This is a genomic window from Yoonia sp. SS1-5 (genome assembly GCF_038443705.2).
Classification (GTDB): domain Bacteria; phylum Pseudomonadota; class Alphaproteobacteria; order Rhodobacterales; family Rhodobacteraceae; genus Yoonia; species Yoonia rhodophyticola.
The window spans coordinates 1910422-1930251 of the sequence record NZ_CP151767.2 but is presented as its reverse complement, the minus strand read 5'-3'; the positions used below and the strand labels follow the sequence as shown (position 1 = coordinate 1930251).

The window sequence follows — 19830 nt, the reverse complement described above, 5'->3', positions numbered from 1 at the left end:
GCACGGCGCCTGTTCTAGACACCAGCGGCAACAATGGCTTTTGCCAGGATTGGCACGGTGTTTTCGTTCAGGCCTGCAATATTCATCCGGCTGTCACCAACCATGTAAATCCCATGCTCGGCACGGATCTTTTCGACCATCTGCGGGGTCGTGCCCAGACGGCTGAACATGCCGCGATGGTGCGCCAGAAAGTCGAACCGGTCGGAATTCGTCAGCCGGCGCAGTTCGTCCGCCAATTGCTGGCGCAGGGCGAGCATGCCATTTCTGGTTTCCTCCAGCTCGGCCTCCCAATCGGCGCGCAGGACGGGATCAGTCAGGATCGTCGTCACAACACGCGCACCATGATCGGGCGGGAAGGAATAGTTCTGACGGTTCAGAAATTGGAGCGTTTGCTGCGACAGCGCCTGCTGTTCGGGATCCTTGGCGATGGCCATCAAGACGCCCGTCCGCTCGCGGTAGATGCCGAAATTTTTCGAGCAACTTGCCGCAATCAGGCAATTATCAAAGGCAGCGGCAATCTGGCGGGTGATTTGCGCGTCAGCGTCCAAGCCGTCACCAAACCCCTGATAGGCAATGTCCACAAATGGCACCGCCCCTTTTTTCTGCATCAAGGCGATGATCTCTGCCATCTGATCGGCGCGCAGGTTTGCGCCGGTCGGGTTGTGGCAGCAGCCATGCAGCAGCACCACATCGCCCGGCTGTACCTGATCAAGATCGGCAATCAGCCCGGTATAGTCGATGCCGCGTGTTTCATTGTCGAAATAGCGGTATTCGGCCATTTTCATGCCGAGATATTTGATAATGGACGGGTGATTTGGCCAAGTGGGGTTGGACAACCATACCGTCGCATCGGGGGCAGCCATCTTGATCAGCTCCAGCGCCTGCCGGATCGCACCGGTCCCGCCGGGCGTGGCCACTGCGGCGACCCGGTCAGCTGCGACACTGTCGCCCAGCACAAGATCACGCATCGCGGCCCCGAATGCCGGATCACCGGCCAGTCCGGTATAGGCTTTGGTTGATTGATCCGCGAGGATCCGGCGTTCGGCCTCTTTGACGGCGCGCATCACGGGCGTGTTGCCGGTTGCATCCTTGTAGACGCCCACACCCAGATCAACCTTGTCATCGCGTGGATCTGCACGGTACGCGGCCATCAGGGCCAGAATTTTGTCAGCGGGTTGTGGGGACAGGTTTTCCAGCATCAGGCAGCTCCGGTTGCAATGGGAAGATCGGCATACATGCCCCATTCGGACCACGAGCCGTCATAGAGGGAATGATCGGTCTTGCCGATCCGTTCAAGGGCGAGCGAAAGGATCGCGGCGGTCACGCCGGACCCGCAGGTGGTGATCGCCGGTTTGGACAGGTCCACGCCCGCATCCAGAAATGCGGTGCGCAGGGCAGCGGGGGCTTTCATGGTGCCGTCTTCTTTCAGAAGATCTTGATAAAAGACGTTTCGAGACCCCGGAACATGCCCGCTGCGCAGCCCTTCGCGCGGCTCTGGCGCATCGCCCCGGAAACGGACGGGGGCGCGGGCATCAATGATACTGTGATCACCCAGTTTTGCCGCCCGGGCCACTTCGGTCACATCCTTGACCAGATCGCCGCGTGTTTTCACCGTCATGTGCCGGTCGCGGATCACGGGTGGGCTGGCCGTCACCTTGTGCCCCTCGGCGCGCCATTTGGGCAGCCCGCCGTCAAGCACCGCAATGTTGGTCTGCCCCATCAGTCGAAACAGCCACCAGACCCGGGCCGCCGAGAATATTCCCATCCCGTCATAGACTACCACCTGATGCCCGTCGCCGACGCCCATGGCCCGCATCCGGGACATGAATTTTTCGACAGGCGGGGCCATATGCGGCATCTCTGACCGCAGGTCGCTGATTTCGTCGATATCGAAAAAGCGCGCGCCGGGGATATGGGCATCAAGATATTCCGCCTTGGGGTCGCGGTCCATGTCGGGCAGGTACCATGACGCATCAAGGATACGCAGATCGGGATCTTTGATATGGGCCGCCAGCCAATCGGTGCTGACAAGCGTCTTGGGATCGTCAGACATACAATACCCCCTTCGGCCAGAATTCCTGGCCCGTCACTACGACGCAAGGCGGCATCTGTAAACGCCGGGCTGGGGATTCTGCCGTCGGACACGCAATTTTCTGACACCGTCAGCCGCATCAGGCGAAAGGTGCTAGCGAATACTGCGGGCCACAACGATAACGCGCATGACAAACATCACGCCAAAGCTGGCGCAGACGGCCACAAGCTCGCCCAGTGCTGCAAAGTCCAGTGCCAGAAACAACGCGCCACCCAACAGCGAAATCGTCGCATACAGATCTTCTTTCAGCACGCTGGGGGTGACGTTGCATAACACATCTCGGATCATGCCGCCGAAGGTCCCCGTGATGCAGCCCAGAATAATGGCAATCGGCGCGGACATACCTGCGGCCAAGCCGATCTGCAGCCCGGTCAGCGTAAACAGCGCAAGGCCCACAGCATCGAAATACATCAGCATGCGGTGCCGCCGCCCATTACCGGGGTTCAGTCCGCGCGCCCAGAAAAAGACGGCAAGCGAGACTGGTACTGCGGTCGCCAGATAGGTCAGGTCCGTCATCCAAAAGACCGGCGTGCGCCCCAAAAGCAGATCGCGCACTGTGCCGCCGCCCATCGCCGTCGCCGCTGCCAGCACCGCCGCCCCAAAAGCATCAAATTCGTGACGGACCGCCTGAATGGCGGCAGAGGCGGACATGGCAGCCGTTGCAAACACCGACAGGAACAGCGTGACCTGAATTGTGATGTCAGGCATGGACCGGCCCCTTGCGCAAAGGGTCAGTCCCCATGCCGCAGCAACCGCTGCTTTTGCCGGCCCCAATCGCGCTTTGCCTCGGTGGCGCGCTTGTCATGGTTTTTCTTGCCCTTGGCGGTCGCGATTTTCAGCTTCACCAGTCCACGGTCATTGAAATACATCACCAGCGGCACCAGCGTCATACCCTCGCGCTTGGTCGCGTTCCACAGCTTTGACAGCTCTTTGCGGCTGACCAACAGCTTGCGTTTGCGGCGTTCCTCATGCGTGAACATGGCGCGGTCATAGGGGGCGATATAGGCGTTGGTCAGCCACAATTCGCCGTCGTCAACGCTGGCATAGCTGTCGGCGATATTCGATTGGCCGACCCGGAGGGATTTCACCTCGGACCCGGTCAGGATGATGCCCACCTCGATGTCATCATCAATGGCATAGTCATACCGGGCGCGCCGGTTCTCGGCGACGACTTTGTAGTTTTTGTTTTCCGGTTTCTTGGCCATAGTTGGGCAGAGATAGGCGATGGCGCGTCGCGACACAAGATGGGGCCGCACCGGACCGGAGAAGACGGATGTTTGTTCAAATTGCACTCGGCTCAGTCTTGCTGATGGCGTCAATCCTGATTGCCGGGGTCAGTTTCTGGCTGATGGAGGCGCGGATCGCCCGGATGCGCCCATGGTTAACGCGGGCGCCCCACAGGCCCAAGCTGATCCTTGTCCTTTGCGGTGCCGCATTGTGGATTCTGGCGCAGATGACGGCGGCGGTCTGGCTTTGGGCATTTGCGATGCTGGCGCTGGACATCTTCGAGACGCTGGAACTATCGGTCTATTTCGCGCTGGTGGCGTTTACGACGCTTGGCTTTGGTGATGTTTTGCTGCCGGTCGAATGGCGGCTGCTTGGGGGGATGGCTGCATTGAACGGCTTGCTGAATATTGGTCTGGTGACGGCCGCGATGGTCGAGATGCTGCGCCAGCTGCGCTTGCAACAAATTGCCATGCAGGATGCTGACACGTGACCGTGCCGATCCTGCCCAACAGGGACGCGCGGCATCTGTTTTTGCACAAACACGGGCTGGATGACCGCCCCTCTGGACCAGGCAAAGGGGCGGACCTTTGCGATGTGCTTGATCATCTGGGGTTTGTGCAGCTCGATAGCGTGAATACGTTTGCCCGGGCGCATGACCTGATCCTGTGGGCGCGGCGGCAGCAATACCGCCCGCGCGCGCTGCAAACCTTGCTGCAAAACCGGTCGGTCTTTGAACACTGGACCCACGATGCCGCCGCCATTCCCATGGCGCTATTTCCACATTGGCGGTTGCGGTTTGCGCGCGATGCAACCCGGATGGAAACCCGGTGGAAGGAATGGCGCAGGGGGGATTTTACCGCCAAGATTGACGACGTGCTGCGCCATATCAGCGACAATGGGGCCTGCGGCAGCGGTGATGTGGGCACGGACGAGGTCAAGGGTTCGGGCGGTTGGTGGGACTGGCACCCATCCAAAACGGCCCTGGAATATCTGTGGCGGTCCGGGCAACTCTCGGTCACGAAAAGGGTGAATTTCCGCAAGATTTATGACCTGACTGAAAAGGTGATACCGCCTGAAGCACTCAACGCACGACCGCATGTGGACGACACCATCGAAGCACTCTGTGCGGGCGCATTGGACCGGCTTGGGTTCGCAACCAGCGGCGAGTTGTCGGCGTTCTGGGACACAGTTACTCCCGCCGAAGCGAAAAACTGGTGCGCGGCAGCCCTCGCCGACAAGCGGATCATAGAAGTCGATATCGCATGCACTGATGGCAAGCTGCGCCGCTCTTTCGCATGGCCCGACGTGATGGACGCCGCCATCCCCGCATCCACACCGCGCTTGCGTATCCTCTCGCCCTTCGACCCAGCCTTGCGGGATCGCAAGCGGGCCGAACGCCTCTTCGGTTTCCACTACCGGATCGAAATTTTCGTTCCCGCCGCCAAGCGGCAATACGGCTATTATGTGTTTCCGGTGATGGAGGGGGATCGCATGATTGGCCGGATTGATATGGCGCGGGACAAGGACGTGTTGCGCGTCACGGCATTCTGGCCGGAACCGGGTGTGCGCATGGGGGCAGGGCGGATCGCGGCGCTAGAGGGCGAATTGGCACGCGCCGCCCGGTTCGGCGGCTGCGCAGAGCTTGACTATGCGTCTGGATGGCTCCGCCAGACATAAATATTGAACAATGTTCAATTTTGTGATATCTCCCCGGGAAACGACCTGGAGAGACAGATGTATTATGTGGCCGAAACGCAGAGTTTGCTTGATGACGGGATCATCAGCGATGTGCAGGCGGATGAAATCAAATCACGCGCGCGCGCGGCGATGGTTGCGCTATGTGTCAACACGCTGCTGATTGCGGGTATTCTGGCGGCGACTATTGGGTTGGTCTTTTACCTTGGCACCGCGCTGAGTGTTGCGCTGTGCGGGGGGCTGTTCTTGGTGGCTGGGCTGTTGATCCTGCGCGGTGGTGCGCCGCTTTATCGGATGTTTGGCAATGCAAGTGCGATGATCGGTGCGGGCATGCTGATTTCGGGCACCGGGATCGAGTTGGTCGACAAGTACACCGATATTGCGGGGCCAGCGATGATGGCCATGGGCGGGCTGATCGGGGCGTTTTGCCTGTGGCGTTTCCGGGCGGCACCGGCACATTTGCGCTTTGCCTATGGGGCGATATTGCTTATGGGGGCGGCACTGCATCTGGAGGGCGTGTATTTTATAGCTGACGTTTTCTATCTGCCTGGCTTGCCCATGCCGTTTGTGCATTTTTACGTCTTTGCGGTGATTGCCTTGCTTGGCGGATTTCTTGATCTGCGCGTTGTGACCGCCTGTGCGATCATTCCGTTTGCGCAGATGCTGGACACCGGCAGGTTTCATTTCCGTGATGTCTATATCTTCAATTCCCCTGAGACGACATTGAGCATCCTGCATATGGGCCTGCTGATTGCTGTCTGCCTGTGGATCGCCGGGCGCAGTAACGGTGCGATCAGACGGCAAGCGGGTATCTTGATGATCATGGCGTTCATCGTGGCCAATCTTTGCTTTCTGGTCGGCAGTCTTTGGGGCGATGAGGTGGGCAGCGCATTGTTCAGGCCGCGCGACGCCGACTTCAGACTGGAAGGCAATGGCCATGACACTGATGCGTATCGGGCCGCATTGGATGCGTTCAGGGCATCAACACTAGTCATCCATGAACATGTCTACTCTGTCATCTGGGCGGTTCTGCTGGCGGGGCTCAGCATTTGGGCGGCAATGACAAACCGGCCCGGGATGTTCTACACGACCATGACCTTTGCCGGGATCTACGCCTATACGCAGACGTTCGAAAATTTCTATGACGAACCGCTGGCCTATGTCATCGGCGGGCTGGTCGCGATCCCGCTGGCATTCGGGCTTTGGTGGTTGAACAACGCCTGGTTCAAGCCGGTGAAGGTTGCGGCAAGCTAGTCCAATATCAGGTTTGGTCGCCCGGTCTTGCGACCGGGCGGTGCATCAATTCAAAAGGCCTGCATGCACCATCGCGGCACGCATTTTCGCCTTTGTCTCATCTGTCAGTCCGGTCAGCGGGCGGCGCACCTCTTCAGAACACAGACCCAACAGGGACATGCCGTATTTTGCGCCCACCAGACCGGGCTCTGTGAACACGGCCTGATGCAGGGGCATAAGCCGGTCAAGCTGGGTCAGGGCCGTGGCATAGTCGCCCGCAAGCGTGCTGGCCTGAAACTCGGCAACCAGCTTGGGTGCGATATTCGCGGTGACCGAGATGCACCCGACCCCGCCATGGGCGTTGAAACCAAGCGCGGTTGCGTCTTCGCCTGACAATTGGATGAAATCCGGCCCGCAGGTCAATCGTGTTGCGGGAACACGGGCAAGGTCCGCAGTGGCGTCTTTTACGCCCACGATCATCTCGTGCTTGGCCAATTCGCCCATGGTTTCCGGTGTCATGTCAATGACAGAGCGGGGCGGGATATTGTAAATCACAATCGGCAGACCGCAATCGGCAGCCGCTGTGAAATGCGCGATCAGCCCACGCTGGGTTGGCTTGTTGTAATACGGGGTCACTACAAGGGCCGCGTCGGCGCCTGCTTTCTTGGCGGCCTCGACCAGACGAACCGTTTCGCGGGTGCTGTTGGACCCGGCCCCGGCAATTACCGGGATACGGCCCGCAACCTCTGCCACCACAGTTTCGACGACCATATCATGTTCTTCATGGGTCAGTGTCGGGCTTTCGCCTGTTGTTCCCACGGGCACCAACCCGTTTGACCCTTGCGCGATATGCCAGTTCACCAGTTTTTTCAGCGCGACCACATCAACCTGGCCGTCCGAAAACGGCGTGACGAGGGCGGGGAGGGATCCCTTAAACATGGCACGCTTCCTTGTATGGTGGGTCTGGCAGACCCGAGTCAAAATCGGGCGGAACCTAGACTGCTTTCTGCCGATTGCCAAGTTTGTGAGTTGTACTTCGCCGGGGCGGCGTTACCTTTGGTACAAAACGGGATCGGTGGTGCATTTGATGCGATTATTGTCCATTGTGGCAGCGGCTTTGCTGACGGCCGAGACAGCGCGCGCGCAGGCGGTTGACCCGTCCGCCGTTGCGGTGATCAGGGCGGCTGATGACAGCTGGGAGGATGCGCGCATTCTGGCCGCGCAGGCCGATCCGCTGACCCGGGATGTGCTGACATGGATGCGGCTGCGCGCTGGCGAAGGACGGCTGGCCGAATATACAAGCTTTCTGGAAACCCATGCGGATTGGCCCGGCCTGTCGCGGCTGCGCGCAGCTGGTGAGGGGGCTTTGCACGAGACCACCGATGCGGAGGCGGTGATTGCATTTTTTGGCGACGCGACACCGCAGACCGGTGAAGGCGCCGTGCATCTGGCCCGCGCGCTGATATCAACCGGCGCGCCCGAGGCAGCCGAGGCGATGTTGCGCGAGGTCTGGATCGGCAACCGGCTTAGCGGTGATGGGCACGCGGCATTGATCGCGGCCTTTCCGGATATTCTGAAACCCTTCCATCTGGCGCGCACCGATGCGCTGTTATGGCGCTGGCGCACCTCGGATGCGGCGCGCATGCTGCCCCTGCTATCGCCGGATCAACGCGCTTTGGCTGCAGCGCGCATCGCCTATATCAAGAAGGCGGGTGATATTACCGCCAAGGTCAACGCGGTGCCTGCCAATCTGCGCCAGGATCCCGGGCTGGCCTATGACCGGTACAACTGGTTGGCCGACCGGGGGCGGCGGACCGAAGCGGTCAAGATATTGCTGGACCGGTCCACAAGTGCGTCGGCACTGGCCGAACCCTTTCGCTGGGCCGGCTGGCGCCGGTCATTGGCCCGTTGGGAAATGCGCGAAGGACGGGCAGATCAGGCTTATGCGCTGGCCTCGCGTCACTATCTGACGGATGGGGCGGCTTTCGCGGATCTGGAATGGCTTTCCGGCTATATTGCCCTGACCTATCTGGGCAATCCTGCAGCAGCACTTGATCATTTCCAGACGGCAGCCGGTGTCGTGGACAGCCCGATTTCGCTGGGTCGCATGCATTACTGGATCGGGCGGACACATGCGGTCATGGGCGCAGCAGACGCCGCCGCCGAGGCCTATGGCATCGCCGCAACCCACCAGACAAGCTTTTACGGGTTACTCGCGGCCGAAAAACTGGGCCGCCCCCTGGACCCGATTTGGGCGCAAACGCCTATCGTTCCGCAATCCGATGTCTTTGCGGCTGACCTGGTGCGCGCAGCTTTCCTGCTGCTTGCGGGCGGCGAACGCGGACATGCGGTTACATTTTTCGCCGAGCTGGGTGCAACTTTGAACCCTGGCGATCTGGCGCAGGTGGGTGCCGCACTCGATGAGATGGACGAACAATATTACACCTTGTTGCTGGGCAAGCGGGCCTTGCGGCGGGGTATCATGGTTCCGCAAAACTATTTCCCGATACATGATCTTGCGGCGATGGAGCTGCCCGTTGATCCGGCACTTGCCCTGTCCATCGCGCGCCGCGAAAGTGAGTTCAACATCGGGATCGGCAGTCCGGTCGGCGCGCTGGGTCTGATGCAGTTGATGCCCGCGACAGCCGAAGAGGTCGCAGGTTTTCTTGCCTTGCCCTATTCGCGGGGGCGCCTGACAAGCGATTGGGAATATAACGCGACTTTGGGCGCAAAGTATCTGTCGATCCTGCAAGAGGATTTTGGCCCCACGCCGGTGATGATTGCAGCCGGATATAATGCAGGCCCAAGCCGGCCCAAGACATGGATGGATGAACGCGGTGATCCCCGTCTGGGTGAGATGGACGTGATCGACTGGATCGAACATATTCCGTTCCGCGAAACCCGCAATTACGTCATGCGCGTCACCGAAAGTATCCCGATTTATCAGGCCCGGCTGACCGGGCAGGCCGGTCCCGTCGCCTTTACGGATCTGCTGATCGGGGAAAAGCCGCTGCTGCGCCCGCGCGCGCGACCTTTGCCGCAGGCTGTGGAGGACACGCCAAGCATCCGGCCGATTGCGCGGCCAGCACGCGGGTAGTCACCGCCCGGACTATGCCGGACGTGCACGCGCAGCGCGCCACAGGGTGAATAGCCCGGCGGCCACGATGATTGCGGCGCCAATCGCCACCTTGGGTTCCAGGGTTTCGCCCAGCACAAATATCCCGATGGCGCTTGCAAAAACCATCTGCAGATAGGCAAAGGGTTGGACGGCACTTGCCTCGGCCACTTCGTAGCATTTGATCAGGAACCAGTGGCCCAAGGCCCCGGTGACGCACAGCGCCAGCATCCAGAGCCAATCTGCGCGGCTCATCGGTTCCCAGAACCAGATGCCAATGATTGTCATCACAACGGCACCCGTTGTCCCTGTCCAGAAAAAGGAGGTCGCGGCACTGTCCTTGCGCGCCGCAAACCGGGTCAGCAGCCCGTAAAGCGCAAACATCAAGGCCGAGGCAAGCGGGATGATCGCTGCGGGCGCAAACACTGTGCGCCCTGGTTGCAGGATCACCAGCACCCCCACGAACCCGATCCCGATCGCCGCCCAGCGTTGCCAGCCAACCCGTTCACCCAGAATTGGGCCCGATAGTGCGGCGACCAGCAATGGATAGCAGGCAAAGATCGCGTGGCTTTCCACAAGGCCCAACGCCACAAAGGCCGTGACCATCACGCATATTTCCACCGCAAGCAGAGCCCCCCGACCGATCTGCAAAAGGGGCTGGCTGGTGCGGGCAGCGGCCCGGATCGACCCGCTTTGGCGGGTTGCGATGCTGATTACAAATGCTGCAAAGAACCAGTACCGGATCATCACGATCATGATCACGTTGTATTCGCCGGCCAGATGGCGTGAAATCCCGTCCTGCACCGCAAACACAAATGACGTGGCCACCATCAGCAGGATGCCCAGCCGGGTATTATTCTGCATCTGGTTTCCTGGCGCGGGTCATGTGGCGTTTGCGGCCAAAGCCGGGGTGCCGCGTGACTTCAAATCCGGCGTCCGACAGGCTGCGCCTGATACGACCGGCAGCGCTATAGGTCGCAGCCGTGCCGCCGGGCGTGGTGTGTTGTCCCACCGCCATCAACAGATCAGCCTGCCAGAGTTCGGGGTTCTTGGCAGGCGAGAACCCGTCAAGAAACCACGCATCTGCGCGGCCCTCCCACAAGGGCAGGGTGACGCGCGCGTCGCCGGTGATCACCTCAAGCCTTGGACCATCTTCGAACTGGATTGCCCCGCCATCCGGTGCCCAGCTGTCCAAAAGCTGTCGGGCATAGGCCGCGAGTTGCGGAAAATGTGCGAGGGCCATTGCCGTGTCATCCTTTGCCATCGGAAATGCCTCGAATGAGGTAAAACAAAGCGATCCGGGGCGGCCCGCCGCATCCCATGCCTGCCAGGCCACCAACAAGTTCAGCCCCGTGCCGAACCCAAGTTCTGCAATCTGGAAGTCCCCTCCGAACCGGTCAGGCAGGTCGTTGCCCGTCAGGAAAACATGGGTTGTCTCGGCAACCCCGTTATCGAGCGAGTAATACGGGTCATCAAAGGCCGTGGCGATCGGGACACCGTCACGCCATTGCAGTTTTGCTGTCTGGTCCGCCATTCGCCAATACCCTAAGTGTTAAGCCATCTTTGGGCAGGCAGGCGTAAAATGGCAACGGTAGATGTGACAGTTATGGGTGCGGGGATATTCGGCCTGTGTGTTGCCTATTGCTGTGCCAGGCGCGGTGCGGCTGTGCGTGTGATTGACCCCAACGGCGTCGGCGCGGGGGCCAGCGGCGGATTGGTTGGCGCGCTTGCCCCCCATGTCCCCGAAAACTGGAACCCAAAGAAGGCGTTTCAGTTTGAAAGCCTGATCATGGCAGCTGATTTCTGGGCCGAGATCACCGCGGTATCGGGGGCTGCGACGGGATACGCCCGCACAGGCCGCTTGCAGCCGCTGGCCGATACCCGGGCGGTCGATCTGGCCCGAAGCCGGGCGGCCTCGGCGGCCGATCTTTGGCAGGGGCAGGCCGTCTGGCAGGTCATTGCGGCGCCCGATGCCAGCTGGGTGCCGCCAAGCCCAACCGGGTTGATGGTGCGCGATACCCTGTCTGCGCTAATCCACCCCCGCCGGGCGGTCCATGCCCTTGCCGCAGCACTTGTCGCCAAAGGCGGGGTGATTGCCGGCGATAGTCCACCCGAAGGGCAGGTGGTGTGGGCAACCGGCTGGGCGGGGATGCCGGAACTCGGCGGCAATGGCGTCAAGGGGCAGGCGGCGCTGCTGTCTTATGACGCGCGTGGGCAGCCACAGCTTTTTGCCGATGGGCTGCATATCATCCCGCATGGTGATGGGACCGTTGCGGTTGGATCGACCTCGGAAAGGGTATTCGAGACCCCGGGCGCGACCGATGCGGCGTTGGATGAGGTCCTGGTCCGCGCCCGGCATGCTGTGCCGGTTTTGATGGACGCGCCGGTCACGGCACGCTGGGCCGGCGTGCGCCCGCGCAGCCGCAGCCGGGCGCCGGTCTTGGGGGCGCATCCAACCCGACAAGGGGAGTATGTGGCGAATGGTGGCTTCAAAATCGGATTTGGCATGGCGCCCAAGGTGGGCGAGGTGATGGCCGATCTGCTGCTGGAAGGGCGCGACCTGATCCCCGACGGGTTTCGGGCGGCGCAGGCATGATGCGCCGGAAAATAAGGTCGGAGGCAGGCAAATGACCCCTTCACTGACGCAGCTCGATCATCTGGTGCTGACGGTGCGCGATATTGACGCGACGGTTGCGTTTTATACGCGCGTGCTTGGGATGACATCCGCGCGATTTACGGCGGCGGATGGTACGACAAGATGGGCGCTGAAATTCGGACGCCAGAAAATCAATCTGCATGCAGCCGCAGCACCGTTTGAGCCCAAGGCCGGCTCGATACAGCCGGGATCTGCCGATCTATGTTTTCTGTCAGACACCGGGTTGGCCGACTGGCAGCGCCATTTTGCGGATCTGGCGGTTGATGTTCTGGATGGCCCGGTTCAGCGCACCGGGGCTGCCGGACCAATCCTGTCCATCTACATTCGCGATCCCGACGGGAACCTGATTGAGGTCTCAAACGCCCTGTAGGTGACGCGTGCTTAGGTCATCGCCCGCAACTCTTCCATCAACTCTGTCAGAAGCTTGACGTAGCTTTCGGTTGTCAGCTTGCCATCGGCGTCGAACGCCTTGTGGCTGGCGGCCACCAGTACCTCGGGGCCTTGCAAGAGCCGCGGACGAAAGGCCATCATCGCCAGCCGTAGGGAAAATTGCGCTCTTTCCCCGCCGGCGCGACCGGCTGTGGCGGACATGATCGCAACCGGTTTGCCTGCCCAGGGGCCGCCTTTGGTGCGGCTGACCCAATCCAGCGCATTTTTCAGAACACCGGAAATAGCCTTGTTGTACTCGGGCGTCGAAATGATCACTGCATCAGCGGTGGCAATTTGATCAGACAGGGTCTGAACCGATGCCGGAATACCGGACGCGGCCTCAAGGTCACCATCGTATAGCGGCAGATGCAGATCGGCCTCGGTGAACGTGTCGGGATTGAAAATTTCGGCGGCATTTCTGATCAGCAGCGTGTTTGTTGAATCCTTGCGTAGCGCGCCCGAGATACCCAGAAGTTTTGTCATGATGCGTCGTCCTTTCTTGCGTTGGGGTGGGACCTAATCCGTTTGCGCAATTGCGCAAGCCGGTCGCTTGGCACATTGTCGGCGCAGGCAATGTAAAGGGGATGCGGATGATCCGGCATGGGGGCAAAATTCTGACCGATCAGTTGATCAAGCTGGGCGTGCGCCGGGTCTTTTCCGTGCCGGGGGAAAGCTTTCTGGCCGCGCTTGATGGCCTCTATGACAGTGGGATTGCCAATATCGTGTGTCGGCAGGAGGGCGGTGCGGCGATGATGGCGGAGGCTCATGGCAAGATGACCGGTCAGCCGGGCGTATGCTTTGTCACACGCGGGCCGGGGGCGGCCAACGCGACGGCGGGCATTCATGTGGCGATGCAGGACAGCACGCCCTTGGTGATGTTTGTTGGCCAGATTGATAACCGCCAGACAGATCGCGAAACATTTCAGGAGGTTGATTATAGGGCCATGTTCGGCGGCCTGGCCAAATGGGTTGCGCAAGTGGATCACACGGCGCGTTTGCCCGAATATATCGGCCGCGCCTTTCGGGTGGCCACATCCGGGCGGCCCGGACCTGTTGTGCTGGCCTTGCCTGAAAACATGCTGAGCGCCACAGCGGATGTGCCTGATCTGCGAATACCGGCGATGCAGGGGGAAACACCTGCAGATACGGTCCAATCCATCATGCATGCGCTGGCGCAGGCGACCAGACCGCTTGTCGTGGTTGGTGGCCCCCATTGGAGCCGGACCGCCCAGGCGCAGCTGCAGGCCTTTGCAGAGACCCAGGCGCTGCCGGTTGCTGCCGGATTTCGCCGGCAGGACTACATCGACAATCATCATGCGCATTATGCGGGTGATCTGAATGTGGGAATGAACCCGCGTTTGGCCGACCGGGTCAGATCGGCTGATTTTCTGCTTTTGCTGGGTACCCGTTTTGGCGATATCGAAACGCAGGGGTATACGCTTGTTGACCCGGCAGACCCGCAAAAGACAATCGTGCATGTACATGCAGACCCGTCCGAGATTGGGCGCGTCTATGTGCCTGATATCGGCGTCGCTGCCACCGCCCCGGCGGTGTTGGCGGGGCTGGCTGATGCGGCCCCGGCAGGCAACTGGTCTGACTGGACAGCCGCTGCCCGCGCTGATTACGAGACCTGGGCGCATCCGGCGGAAAGCCCGGGCGCCTTCAAGCAGGAGACGGCCATCAAATGGCTGTCGGATCAGTTGCCCGATGATGCCATTGTGACGAATGGGGCCGGGAATTATGCAGCCTGGCTGCACCGCTACTTTTCCTATCGCCAATATGGAACGCAATTGGCCCCAACATCGGGGTCGATGGGCTATGGGTTCCCTGCTGCTGTCGCTGCATCACTGGAACATCCGGGCAGGCAGGTGGTCTGCCTTGCGGGTGATGGCTGCTTTCAGATGACATGCAACGAGATGTCGACCGCCGTCCAGCATGGGGCCAAGCCGATTGTGGTTGTGATGAATAACGGCCGCTACGGGACGATCCGCATGCATCAGGAAAAGACCTATCCGGGTCGTGTATCCGGCACGGAATTGCACAATCCGGATTTTGCCGCACTCGCCCGCGCTTATGGCGGCCATGGCGAGACGGTATTGCGCAATGCTGATTTCGCGGATGCGTTTGTGCGCGCGCAAGGTGCAGGCACTGTTGCGGTTCTTGACTGCAAGGTTGATGCGGAGGCGTTGTCGACCGGCGCCACACTGCGCGATATCCGACAGGCCGCCGTGACCAAATAGCGCGCCTGCGGCGCATCACATGTCTGGATGGCCGATCGCCTGACCCTCGCTTTCGCGCAGACGCCAATTGTCTGCCTGACTGGGCAAAAACGCCTCTATCGCCGCGGTGGCGACAATGGCTGTCTCACCGGTTTCATCATTGGCGATATTCAGACCACCCTTAACGGCGGTCACTGTTGCGCGCCCACGCGGCAATGCGGCTGCGAGGGCTGTCAGGTCGAGTTGATCGGGTTTCTGCACGCCCACCGTCACCTGCACCCGCATCTGCTGATGATCCACCCCGATACTTTGGAAAATCGGCAGGGTGGAATGCCGCATTGCGTCCTCTATCGCCCGCCGCGCTGCCTTTTGGTAGTCCTGCCCGTGCAGGTCGTTGCCCATCCCCATTTCGATGATCATGCGTTGGTCAGTCATGACGGCACCATATCGAACGAGACGTTGATCGCGACATTGGCAATGACGGTTGGTTTGCCATCGGGGCGTGGAATGTCCAGCCCACCATGATGGACCGTGATTGCGGGTTGGCCATAGGGAAAGATATCAAGCAAAGCCGCCTGATCCACCTTTTCGGGCTGCTGCACCCCGATCTCGACATCAATCAGCATCGCCTCTTTGGGGAAGCCAAACAGTTCAGCCATATTGATCGAATTATGCCATAGCGCATCCTGCAATCCGCGGCGTGCAGCCTGTGTATAATCTTGCCGGCGCAGGCTGGTGCCCATGCCAAATTCGGTGAGGACGCGGTGTTTGGGCATTGCAGTCTCCGGCGTGGATGTGGTGCTGTGTTGTCAGTAATTCAGCGTGGCACCGGTATCAATGCCGTGATTGGTGCGGGCGTCATAGGCCTTTTGCGCGGCGCGGAATTCCGCATCATAGGCCTGGCTGTCGACCTTGCAATCTGCCGCCTTGATCGCAAGCGCGGTGTCGCGCCCGATGGTCACATGCCCCATCTCGTGGTCCAGCAAGGCCGCATACATGCGATCCCATTCGGCCTGCTCTGCCGCTGTCAGCCGACCGGGGTCTTCCAGCCGGGGCATGGTAATCTCGGCACGGAAAGACATGTTGCAGTTGCCATCCCACCGCCAGCGTGTCTGCGCCCACGCCCAGTAGCCATGCGGCCCCTTGCTGTTTAGCTGTTCTTCCACTTCGGCCAGGCTAGAGCCACTGATCGTGTAGGGCTTGATGATCAATTCATCTGCCGCAAGCGGGGCTTGCGCGTGTGCTGCAAGCGGTAGGATCAGGAAGGGGACCAGACGGAATATGCGCATCAGTGACCTGCTTTCTTGGATAATGCCAAGCTAGCGGCAGGACCCCCGGCCATGCAAGCCAGACCGGGTCTGGATTTCCACACTGAGCGGCGCCCCCCGTTTCTGGTAGGTTGGGCGCATATTTCAGTGGAAGGTTTTGACGATGTATATTTTGAATGATGAAGTATCCGACCTCGCATCCTGGTTCCGGGACGAGATTGCCTTTCCCGGCGAAATTGCCCGTGGCGCGCGGGGGCGCAAGGCCCAAAGGGTGCAGGAATGGCTGAACCTGCATGGCATCGGCCTTGTGATTGATGGCGATTATGGCCGGATCACCACCGCAGGTGTGACAAAATTCCAGGAAAAGAGCGGGCTTCCCGCGACCGGCGCAGTTGATCACGCAACCTTTGATGCCCTGACCAGGCAGATGCGCGATATGCTTGCGCCACTCCCGGGTGCGTTTAACAGTTTTTCCGACTGTGTTCTGGCCTTTGCGGCGCGTTACATGACCGCCCATCCCCGCGAAGTGGGCGGCCAGAACCGGGGGCCGTGGGTCCGATTTTTCATGAAGGGAAATGAAGGCAAGGACTGGCCGTGGTGCGCCGGTTTCGTGACCACGCTGATGGAGCAGGCCGCCGAGCAGATGGATGCATCAAAACCCATCACAGGCAGCTTTTCCTGCGACAGTATTGCCGCCCAGGCCAAGCAAAAACGCAAATTCCTGCGCGAAGGTGCCGCGAATGACGGCACAGTGCCCGGCGGGTCGATCTTTCTTGTGCGCCGCACCAGCACCGACTGGACCCATACCGGTATCGTGACCGAAGCCGGTGACGCGATGTTTGGCACAATCGAAGGCAACACCAATGATGACGGGCATCGTGAAGGCTACGAGGTCTGCAAGCGGTTGCGCGGGTATGGCAAGAAAGACTTTGTTGTGCTGGACTAGGGTCAGGACCGATTAATTCCATGTCGCCAGCGCAGATTTCACGAAATATCAGCGGTTTGGGACGCGTAGGCCATAGTTGCTCTACGGACAAGCGGCCCGGGCCGCTGAGATGAAGTGAAATCCGCGCCCGAAGGGTTTGACTGATTTTGGCCGTGACCATCGTTGCATCCCCTTGAAATAGAACCACTATTACGGCGGGGCTGCGCCTCGTCACGCCCAAAATCAGTCAAACTGGCGACGTGGAATTAATCGGTCCTGACCCTAGGGGCCCGACCTCAGGGGCTCACGCGCGCGAAGTGTCGCGTGCCTTGATCCCACGAAAGGCCGGTGTTTCTGGCAAGTCGTCTGCAACTGTCATCCAGCCCCATTCGGTTCGACCAGTGGGCCATTGATCGCACAGGTATGGCGTGAATATCGCCAAAGCCATCCACCAAAACGCATTCCGCCGGGCCATGACCGCTGCCATTGTCCCGATGGCCAAATACAAAGTTCTTGGGGTTCATATCGCTGGCCCGGATCCCCAGCGCAAAGATCCGGCTGACCGTTGCATTCAGCAACGCAAGATCATCATCAGTCAGTGTGGCGTTCTTGACCTTGTCACTCAGTGTCTGGCCAAGACTGCCATCTGGCTGCATGACCCGTTCAGTCAGGCAGCCCAGCCCGATATTCGTCGTCGCAAAGCCGAACATATGCGAGATGGGCGCGCGAAAGCCGGGTTCAGGATGTTGTAGCATCACCCGCAGATATTCCTGATATTCCATGCGAATTTGACGAATGCGGGTGCTTGGAAACAGCCGGTCCATGATCCCGTTGAAATTGGTGCGCCGGGGTTGGTCCGTATCAGGTTTCAGAACCTTAACCAGTTTTGTGGGATCGGTCGGGTGCAGATAAACCGCGCGCTGGACGCCGCTGGCAACCAGACTTTCCTCGGACAGGGTCAATGGGTTTGTCATGATGTAGCTACCTTGGGGGCGGATCAGTGGCAGTTCATTGCCACTGGCCTTTGGGGGCCGTCTGCCCCGCAGCGCGGTGCATAATCTAGAATTCCACCCCTATTTGCGCCTTGATGCCCGAGCGGAACGGATGCTTGACCAGTTCCATCTCGGTCACGAGGTCAGCGTGTTCGATCAGATCATCATGCGCATTGCGGCCGGTCAAAACCACATGGGTCATGGGCGGCTTGTGGTCGCGCAAAAAGGAAACAACCTCTGCGATATTCACATAGTCATACCGGATCGCGATGTTAATCTCGTCAAGAAGAACCATGTGGTTGGTTTCATCAAGGATCAGTTCCTTGGCTTTGGCCCATGCGGCCTGGGCCATTTCGGTGTCGCGGGACTTGTCCTGTGTCTCCCAGGTGAAGCCCTCGCCCATGGTGTGAAAGGCGCAGGTATCGCTGAATTTCGACAGGATCAGATCACGCTCGCCGGTGCTCATCCCGCCTTTGATGAATTGAACGACGGCACATTTCATGTCATGCGCGATGCAGCGGAAAATCATGCCAAAAGCGGCGGAGGATTTGCCCTTGCCCTTGCCCGTATGCACGATGACAAGGCCTTTTTTGTCGGTTTTCGTCGCCATGATCTTGTCGCGCGCAGCCTTCTTCTTGGCCATTTTTGCGGCGTGGCGCTCTGTGTCATCGGTCATCTTTCAACACTCCCGTGGATATCCGGCCACTGTGCCGCTGAACTGGCAGAGGTGCAATCATCAGCGGGATCAAACCGGGTTTATTTCAGTGTTACGACGATGGTCCCGTAGTTGAAAACGTCGCCAGACTGATCAGGCCGGGTCGGTGCGGTGTCTGCGGTTTCGCCGGCAGTCACATTGCGCGGGCGTTGCGTCACGTTTCCGGATTGGCTGCCTGACTTGCATTGCACGAATATTGCGGGCGAAACCCGACCGTAATTTGGCACAACCACCTTGGCGGGCGTCGCAAAGCTTGCGGTGTAAAGGCCGCTATCAAGTGTGCAATCCGCTGTGGTCGGCACGCCGCTCTCCGCCCCAAGCGTTTCGCGCAGACTGACCACATCAATTGTGATATCGCCGCGATAACGCGGGGCGCTGTTGCCAGCCGCGCGCTGGGCGGCGAACACGTCGAGCCCTACGGCTGTTTCAGCGTTCTTGGGCGTGACGTTGACCGGTTGCTGTACCGCGTCGGTTGTCGCACATGCGGCCATCAATCCGCCAATAGCGCAGAAAGTTACGAATTTCTTCATATCGAAAACCACCTTCTCTCAAATCATCTAAAATAAAGCCCCCCTTTGCATAGGCAAAGACCGCCTTGCGTTCAACTGTGATCGTCTGCCTCGGGCAGGCAGACGTCACCCGGCCAAGGGACGAACGTCAACTCGGGCCAAAGCGCCATTTGCCGTTTTGCCTTGGCCAAATGGGTGGCGCGGTTGTCGCGGATAATATGTGGCGTCAGACGAAAGCTGAAAATGTCGCCCAGTCCAAAAGGGGCGTAGATGTCAAAGCTGTCATCCTTGTTCAGACGCATGCCGATAGCGTGGGTTTTGCAGGCAAAATTGTCGATCCCGTCGGTCGTCTTGGTCAGCGGCGCGTAGTCCTGGCCAAAGTGGTCTGTGTACCAAAGATGGACACGGGCCTGATTGCGGATTTCTACGGGAACAGGTGTTTCAAAGTGCATTGCCCCACGTTGAATGATCCTGTCTTCGGCAGCGTAGCTGACGTCTGTGTCAAAGTAGAACAGGTCCATGTCCTTGACACCGTAAAGGTCCGGTTTGCCGGTCAGGTGGTTCCAGACCTGATTGTAGATTGCGCCCGAGACGATCCACCAATCCGGCAGGTCCAGTGCGCGGGCTTGATGGAAACACCGCATGAGGTCAGGACAGTCCTGAACTATTGCAACCAGCGCGTCGCGCTGGGTCTCTGCATCTTTTCGCGCCAGCCGTAGATGTGGCGCAACGGCGTAGGATGGATCTTGATCCAT

The 19830-nt window shown here is 59.8% G+C and carries 23 protein-coding genes; 8 read left to right on the top strand and 15 right to left on the bottom strand.

Annotated elements, in window-relative coordinates:
- Positions 1–14: 14 nt before the first annotated feature.
- The 4 genes from AABB31_RS11040 to smpB form a co-directional block, all read right to left on the bottom strand.
- On the bottom strand, positions 15–1199 hold the full coding sequence (locus AABB31_RS11040) for an amino acid aminotransferase (RefSeq protein ID WP_342078087.1): 1185 nt from the start codon (positions 1197–1199) through the stop codon (positions 15–17).
- Entirely contained in the window at positions 1199–2053 is an 855-nt protein-coding gene (sseA, locus tag AABB31_RS11035; RefSeq protein WP_342078088.1) for a 3-mercaptopyruvate sulfurtransferase, read from the bottom strand. Before sseA ends, AABB31_RS11040 begins: the two co-directional genes overlap by 1 nt.
- Positions 2054–2185: 132 nt before the next feature.
- Entirely contained in the window at positions 2186–2800 is a 615-nt protein-coding gene (locus tag AABB31_RS11030) for a TRIC cation channel family protein (protein ID WP_342078089.1), read from the bottom strand.
- Positions 2801–2823: 23 nt separating this feature from the next.
- Positions 2824–3297: an SsrA-binding protein SmpB gene (gene smpB / locus AABB31_RS11025; RefSeq protein WP_342078846.1), complete on the bottom strand. Its 474-nt coding sequence runs from the start codon at positions 3295–3297 to the stop codon at positions 2824–2826.
- A gap of 68 nt (positions 3298–3365) precedes the next feature.
- Between smpB and AABB31_RS11020 the strand changes: the two genes are divergently transcribed.
- Genes AABB31_RS11020 through AABB31_RS11010 form a run of 3 tightly spaced genes read left to right on the top strand, consistent with a single transcriptional unit; the run spans position 3366 to position 6268 of the window.
- Complete coding sequence (locus AABB31_RS11020) at positions 3366–3809, top strand: ion channel (protein ID WP_342078090.1); 444 nt, start codon at positions 3366–3368, stop codon at positions 3807–3809.
- Positions 3806–4996: a winged helix-turn-helix domain-containing protein gene (locus AABB31_RS11015; protein WP_373635751.1), complete on the top strand. Its 1191-nt coding sequence runs from the start codon at positions 3806–3808 to the stop codon at positions 4994–4996. The genes AABB31_RS11020 and AABB31_RS11015 overlap by 4 nt, the downstream gene beginning before the upstream one ends.
- 57 nt (positions 4997–5053) lie before the next feature.
- Complete coding sequence (locus AABB31_RS11010) at positions 5054–6268, top strand: hypothetical protein (protein ID WP_342078091.1); 1215 nt, start codon at positions 5054–5056, stop codon at positions 6266–6268.
- A gap of 45 nt (positions 6269–6313) precedes the next feature.
- Here the strand turns inward: AABB31_RS11010 and dapA are convergent, their stop codons facing one another.
- Positions 6314–7186 carry a 4-hydroxy-tetrahydrodipicolinate synthase gene (gene dapA, locus AABB31_RS11005; RefSeq protein ID WP_342078092.1) on the bottom strand — a complete coding sequence of 291 codons (873 nt, stop codon included), beginning with the start codon at positions 7184–7186 and terminating at the stop codon, positions 6314–6316.
- A 148-nt stretch (positions 7187–7334) separates the two neighbouring features.
- On the opposite strand from dapA, the gene AABB31_RS11000 reads away from it, so the two are divergent.
- Positions 7335–9344: a lytic transglycosylase domain-containing protein gene (locus AABB31_RS11000; protein ID WP_373635750.1), complete on the top strand. Its 2010-nt coding sequence runs from the start codon at positions 7335–7337 to the stop codon at positions 9342–9344.
- 12 nt (positions 9345–9356) lie between these two features.
- Here AABB31_RS11000 and AABB31_RS10995 read toward each other — a convergent pair whose 3' ends face one another.
- On the bottom strand, positions 9357–10226 hold the full coding sequence (locus AABB31_RS10995) for a DMT family transporter (protein WP_342078096.1): 870 nt from the start codon (positions 10224–10226) through the stop codon (positions 9357–9359).
- On the bottom strand, positions 10216–10896 hold the full coding sequence (gene mnmD / locus AABB31_RS10990) for a tRNA (5-methylaminomethyl-2-thiouridine)(34)-methyltransferase MnmD (RefSeq protein ID WP_342078097.1): 681 nt from the start codon (positions 10894–10896) through the stop codon (positions 10216–10218). The genes AABB31_RS10995 and mnmD overlap by 11 nt, the downstream gene beginning before the upstream one ends.
- 48 nt (positions 10897–10944) lie before the next feature.
- Between mnmD and AABB31_RS10985 the strand changes: the two genes are divergently transcribed.
- Positions 10945–11958 (top strand): FAD-dependent oxidoreductase, encoded by a 1014-nt coding sequence (locus tag AABB31_RS10985; protein WP_342078098.1) that lies wholly within the window; start codon positions 10945–10947, stop codon positions 11956–11958.
- A gap of 31 nt (positions 11959–11989) precedes the next feature.
- Positions 11990–12388 (top strand): VOC family protein, encoded by a 399-nt coding sequence (locus tag AABB31_RS10980; RefSeq protein ID WP_342078099.1) that lies wholly within the window; start codon positions 11990–11992, stop codon positions 12386–12388.
- 11 nt (positions 12389–12399) lie between these two features.
- Here the strand turns inward: AABB31_RS10980 and AABB31_RS10975 are convergent, their stop codons facing one another.
- On the bottom strand, positions 12400–12930 hold the full coding sequence (locus AABB31_RS10975) for an NAD(P)H-dependent oxidoreductase (RefSeq protein WP_342078100.1): 531 nt from the start codon (positions 12928–12930) through the stop codon (positions 12400–12402).
- 107 nt (positions 12931–13037) lie between these two features.
- Between AABB31_RS10975 and AABB31_RS10970 the strand changes: the two genes are divergently transcribed.
- Complete coding sequence (locus tag AABB31_RS10970) at positions 13038–14687, top strand: thiamine pyrophosphate-binding protein (RefSeq protein WP_342078101.1); 1650 nt, start codon at positions 13038–13040, stop codon at positions 14685–14687.
- A gap of 15 nt (positions 14688–14702) precedes the next feature.
- Here the strand turns inward: AABB31_RS10970 and AABB31_RS10965 are convergent, their stop codons facing one another.
- Genes AABB31_RS10965 through AABB31_RS10955 form a run of 3 tightly spaced genes read right to left on the bottom strand, consistent with a single transcriptional unit; the run spans position 14703 to position 15955 of the window.
- Positions 14703–15101: a Lin0512 family protein gene (locus tag AABB31_RS10965; RefSeq protein WP_342078102.1), complete on the bottom strand. Its 399-nt coding sequence runs from the start codon at positions 15099–15101 to the stop codon at positions 14703–14705.
- A complete protein-coding gene (locus AABB31_RS10960; protein ID WP_342078103.1) occupies positions 15098–15442 on the bottom strand; it encodes a Lin0512 family protein in 345 nt (114 codons plus the stop codon). The genes AABB31_RS10965 and AABB31_RS10960 overlap by 4 nt, the downstream gene beginning before the upstream one ends.
- Positions 15443–15475: 33 nt before the next feature.
- A complete protein-coding gene (locus AABB31_RS10955) occupies positions 15476–15955 on the bottom strand; it encodes a DUF922 domain-containing protein (protein WP_342078104.1) in 480 nt (159 codons plus the stop codon).
- 142 nt (positions 15956–16097) lie between these two features.
- On the opposite strand from AABB31_RS10955, the gene AABB31_RS10950 reads away from it, so the two are divergent.
- Positions 16098–16880 carry a peptidoglycan-binding protein gene (locus tag AABB31_RS10950; RefSeq protein WP_373635749.1) on the top strand — a complete coding sequence of 261 codons (783 nt, stop codon included), beginning with the start codon at positions 16098–16100 and terminating at the stop codon, positions 16878–16880.
- Positions 16881–17155: 275 nt separating this feature from the next.
- Here AABB31_RS10950 and AABB31_RS10945 read toward each other — a convergent pair whose 3' ends face one another.
- From AABB31_RS10945 to AABB31_RS10930, 4 genes are all read right to left on the bottom strand, one after another.
- Positions 17156–17833 carry a YrbL family protein gene (locus AABB31_RS10945; protein ID WP_342078107.1) on the bottom strand — a complete coding sequence of 226 codons (678 nt, stop codon included), beginning with the start codon at positions 17831–17833 and terminating at the stop codon, positions 17156–17158.
- Positions 17834–17918: 85 nt separating this feature from the next.
- Positions 17919–18527 (bottom strand): cob(I)yrinic acid a,c-diamide adenosyltransferase, encoded by a 609-nt coding sequence (gene cobO, locus AABB31_RS10940; protein WP_342078108.1) that lies wholly within the window; start codon positions 18525–18527, stop codon positions 17919–17921.
- Positions 18528–18607: 80 nt separating this feature from the next.
- On the bottom strand, positions 18608–19096 hold the full coding sequence (locus tag AABB31_RS10935) for a hypothetical protein (protein WP_342078109.1): 489 nt from the start codon (positions 19094–19096) through the stop codon (positions 18608–18610).
- Between the two features lie 71 nt (positions 19097–19167).
- A complete protein-coding gene (locus tag AABB31_RS10930; RefSeq protein ID WP_373635748.1) occupies positions 19168–19830 on the bottom strand; it encodes a nucleotidyltransferase family protein in 663 nt (220 codons plus the stop codon).

Bases quoted from the DNA above. Each gene is read 5' to 3' on its own strand.
- AABB31_RS10955 (WP_342078104.1), bottom strand. From the start codon at position 15,955: ATGCGCATATTCCGTCTGGTCCCCTTCCTGATCCTACCGCTTGCAGCA.
- AABB31_RS10965 (WP_342078102.1), bottom strand. From the start codon at position 15,101: ATGACTGACCAACGCATGATCATCGAAATGGGGATGGGCAACGACCTG.
- AABB31_RS10930 (WP_373635748.1), bottom strand. From the start codon at position 19,830: ATGGATCAAGATCCATCCTACGCCGTTGCGCCACATCTACGGCTGGCG.
- cobO (WP_342078108.1), bottom strand. From the start codon at position 18,527: ATGACCGATGACACAGAGCGCCACGCCGCAAAAATGGCCAAGAAGAAG.
- smpB (WP_342078846.1), bottom strand. From the start codon at position 3,297: ATGGCCAAGAAACCGGAAAACAAAAACTACAAAGTCGTCGCCGAGAAC.
- AABB31_RS10970 (WP_342078101.1), top strand. From the start codon at position 13,038: ATGATCCGGCATGGGGGCAAAATTCTGACCGATCAGTTGATCAAGCTG.
- AABB31_RS11030 (WP_342078089.1), bottom strand. From the start codon at position 2,800: ATGCCTGACATCACAATTCAGGTCACGCTGTTCCTGTCGGTGTTTGCA.
- AABB31_RS11020 (WP_342078090.1), top strand. From the start codon at position 3,366: ATGTTTGTTCAAATTGCACTCGGCTCAGTCTTGCTGATGGCGTCAATC.
- AABB31_RS10995 (WP_342078096.1), bottom strand. From the start codon at position 10,226: ATGCAGAATAATACCCGGCTGGGCATCCTGCTGATGGTGGCCACGTCA.
- dapA (WP_342078092.1), bottom strand. From the start codon at position 7,186: ATGTTTAAGGGATCCCTCCCCGCCCTCGTCACGCCGTTTTCGGACGGC.
- mnmD (WP_342078097.1), bottom strand. From the start codon at position 10,896: ATGGCGGACCAGACAGCAAAACTGCAATGGCGTGACGGTGTCCCGATC.
- AABB31_RS11040 (WP_342078087.1), bottom strand. From the start codon at position 1,199: ATGCTGGAAAACCTGTCCCCACAACCCGCTGACAAAATTCTGGCCCTG.
- AABB31_RS11010 (WP_342078091.1), top strand. From the start codon at position 5,054: ATGTATTATGTGGCCGAAACGCAGAGTTTGCTTGATGACGGGATCATC.
- AABB31_RS11000 (WP_373635750.1), top strand. From the start codon at position 7,335: ATGCGATTATTGTCCATTGTGGCAGCGGCTTTGCTGACGGCCGAGACA.
- AABB31_RS10960 (WP_342078103.1), bottom strand. From the start codon at position 15,442: ATGCCCAAACACCGCGTCCTCACCGAATTTGGCATGGGCACCAGCCTG.
- AABB31_RS10950 (WP_373635749.1), top strand. From the start codon at position 16,098: ATGTATATTTTGAATGATGAAGTATCCGACCTCGCATCCTGGTTCCGG.
- AABB31_RS10935 (WP_342078109.1), bottom strand. From the start codon at position 19,096: ATGAAGAAATTCGTAACTTTCTGCGCTATTGGCGGATTGATGGCCGCA.
- AABB31_RS10975 (WP_342078100.1), bottom strand. From the start codon at position 12,930: ATGACAAAACTTCTGGGTATCTCGGGCGCGCTACGCAAGGATTCAACA.
- AABB31_RS10985 (WP_342078098.1), top strand. From the start codon at position 10,945: ATGGCAACGGTAGATGTGACAGTTATGGGTGCGGGGATATTCGGCCTG.
- AABB31_RS10980 (WP_342078099.1), top strand. From the start codon at position 11,990: ATGACCCCTTCACTGACGCAGCTCGATCATCTGGTGCTGACGGTGCGC.
- AABB31_RS10945 (WP_342078107.1), bottom strand. From the start codon at position 17,833: ATGACAAACCCATTGACCCTGTCCGAGGAAAGTCTGGTTGCCAGCGGC.
- sseA (WP_342078088.1), bottom strand. From the start codon at position 2,053: ATGTCTGACGATCCCAAGACGCTTGTCAGCACCGATTGGCTGGCGGCC.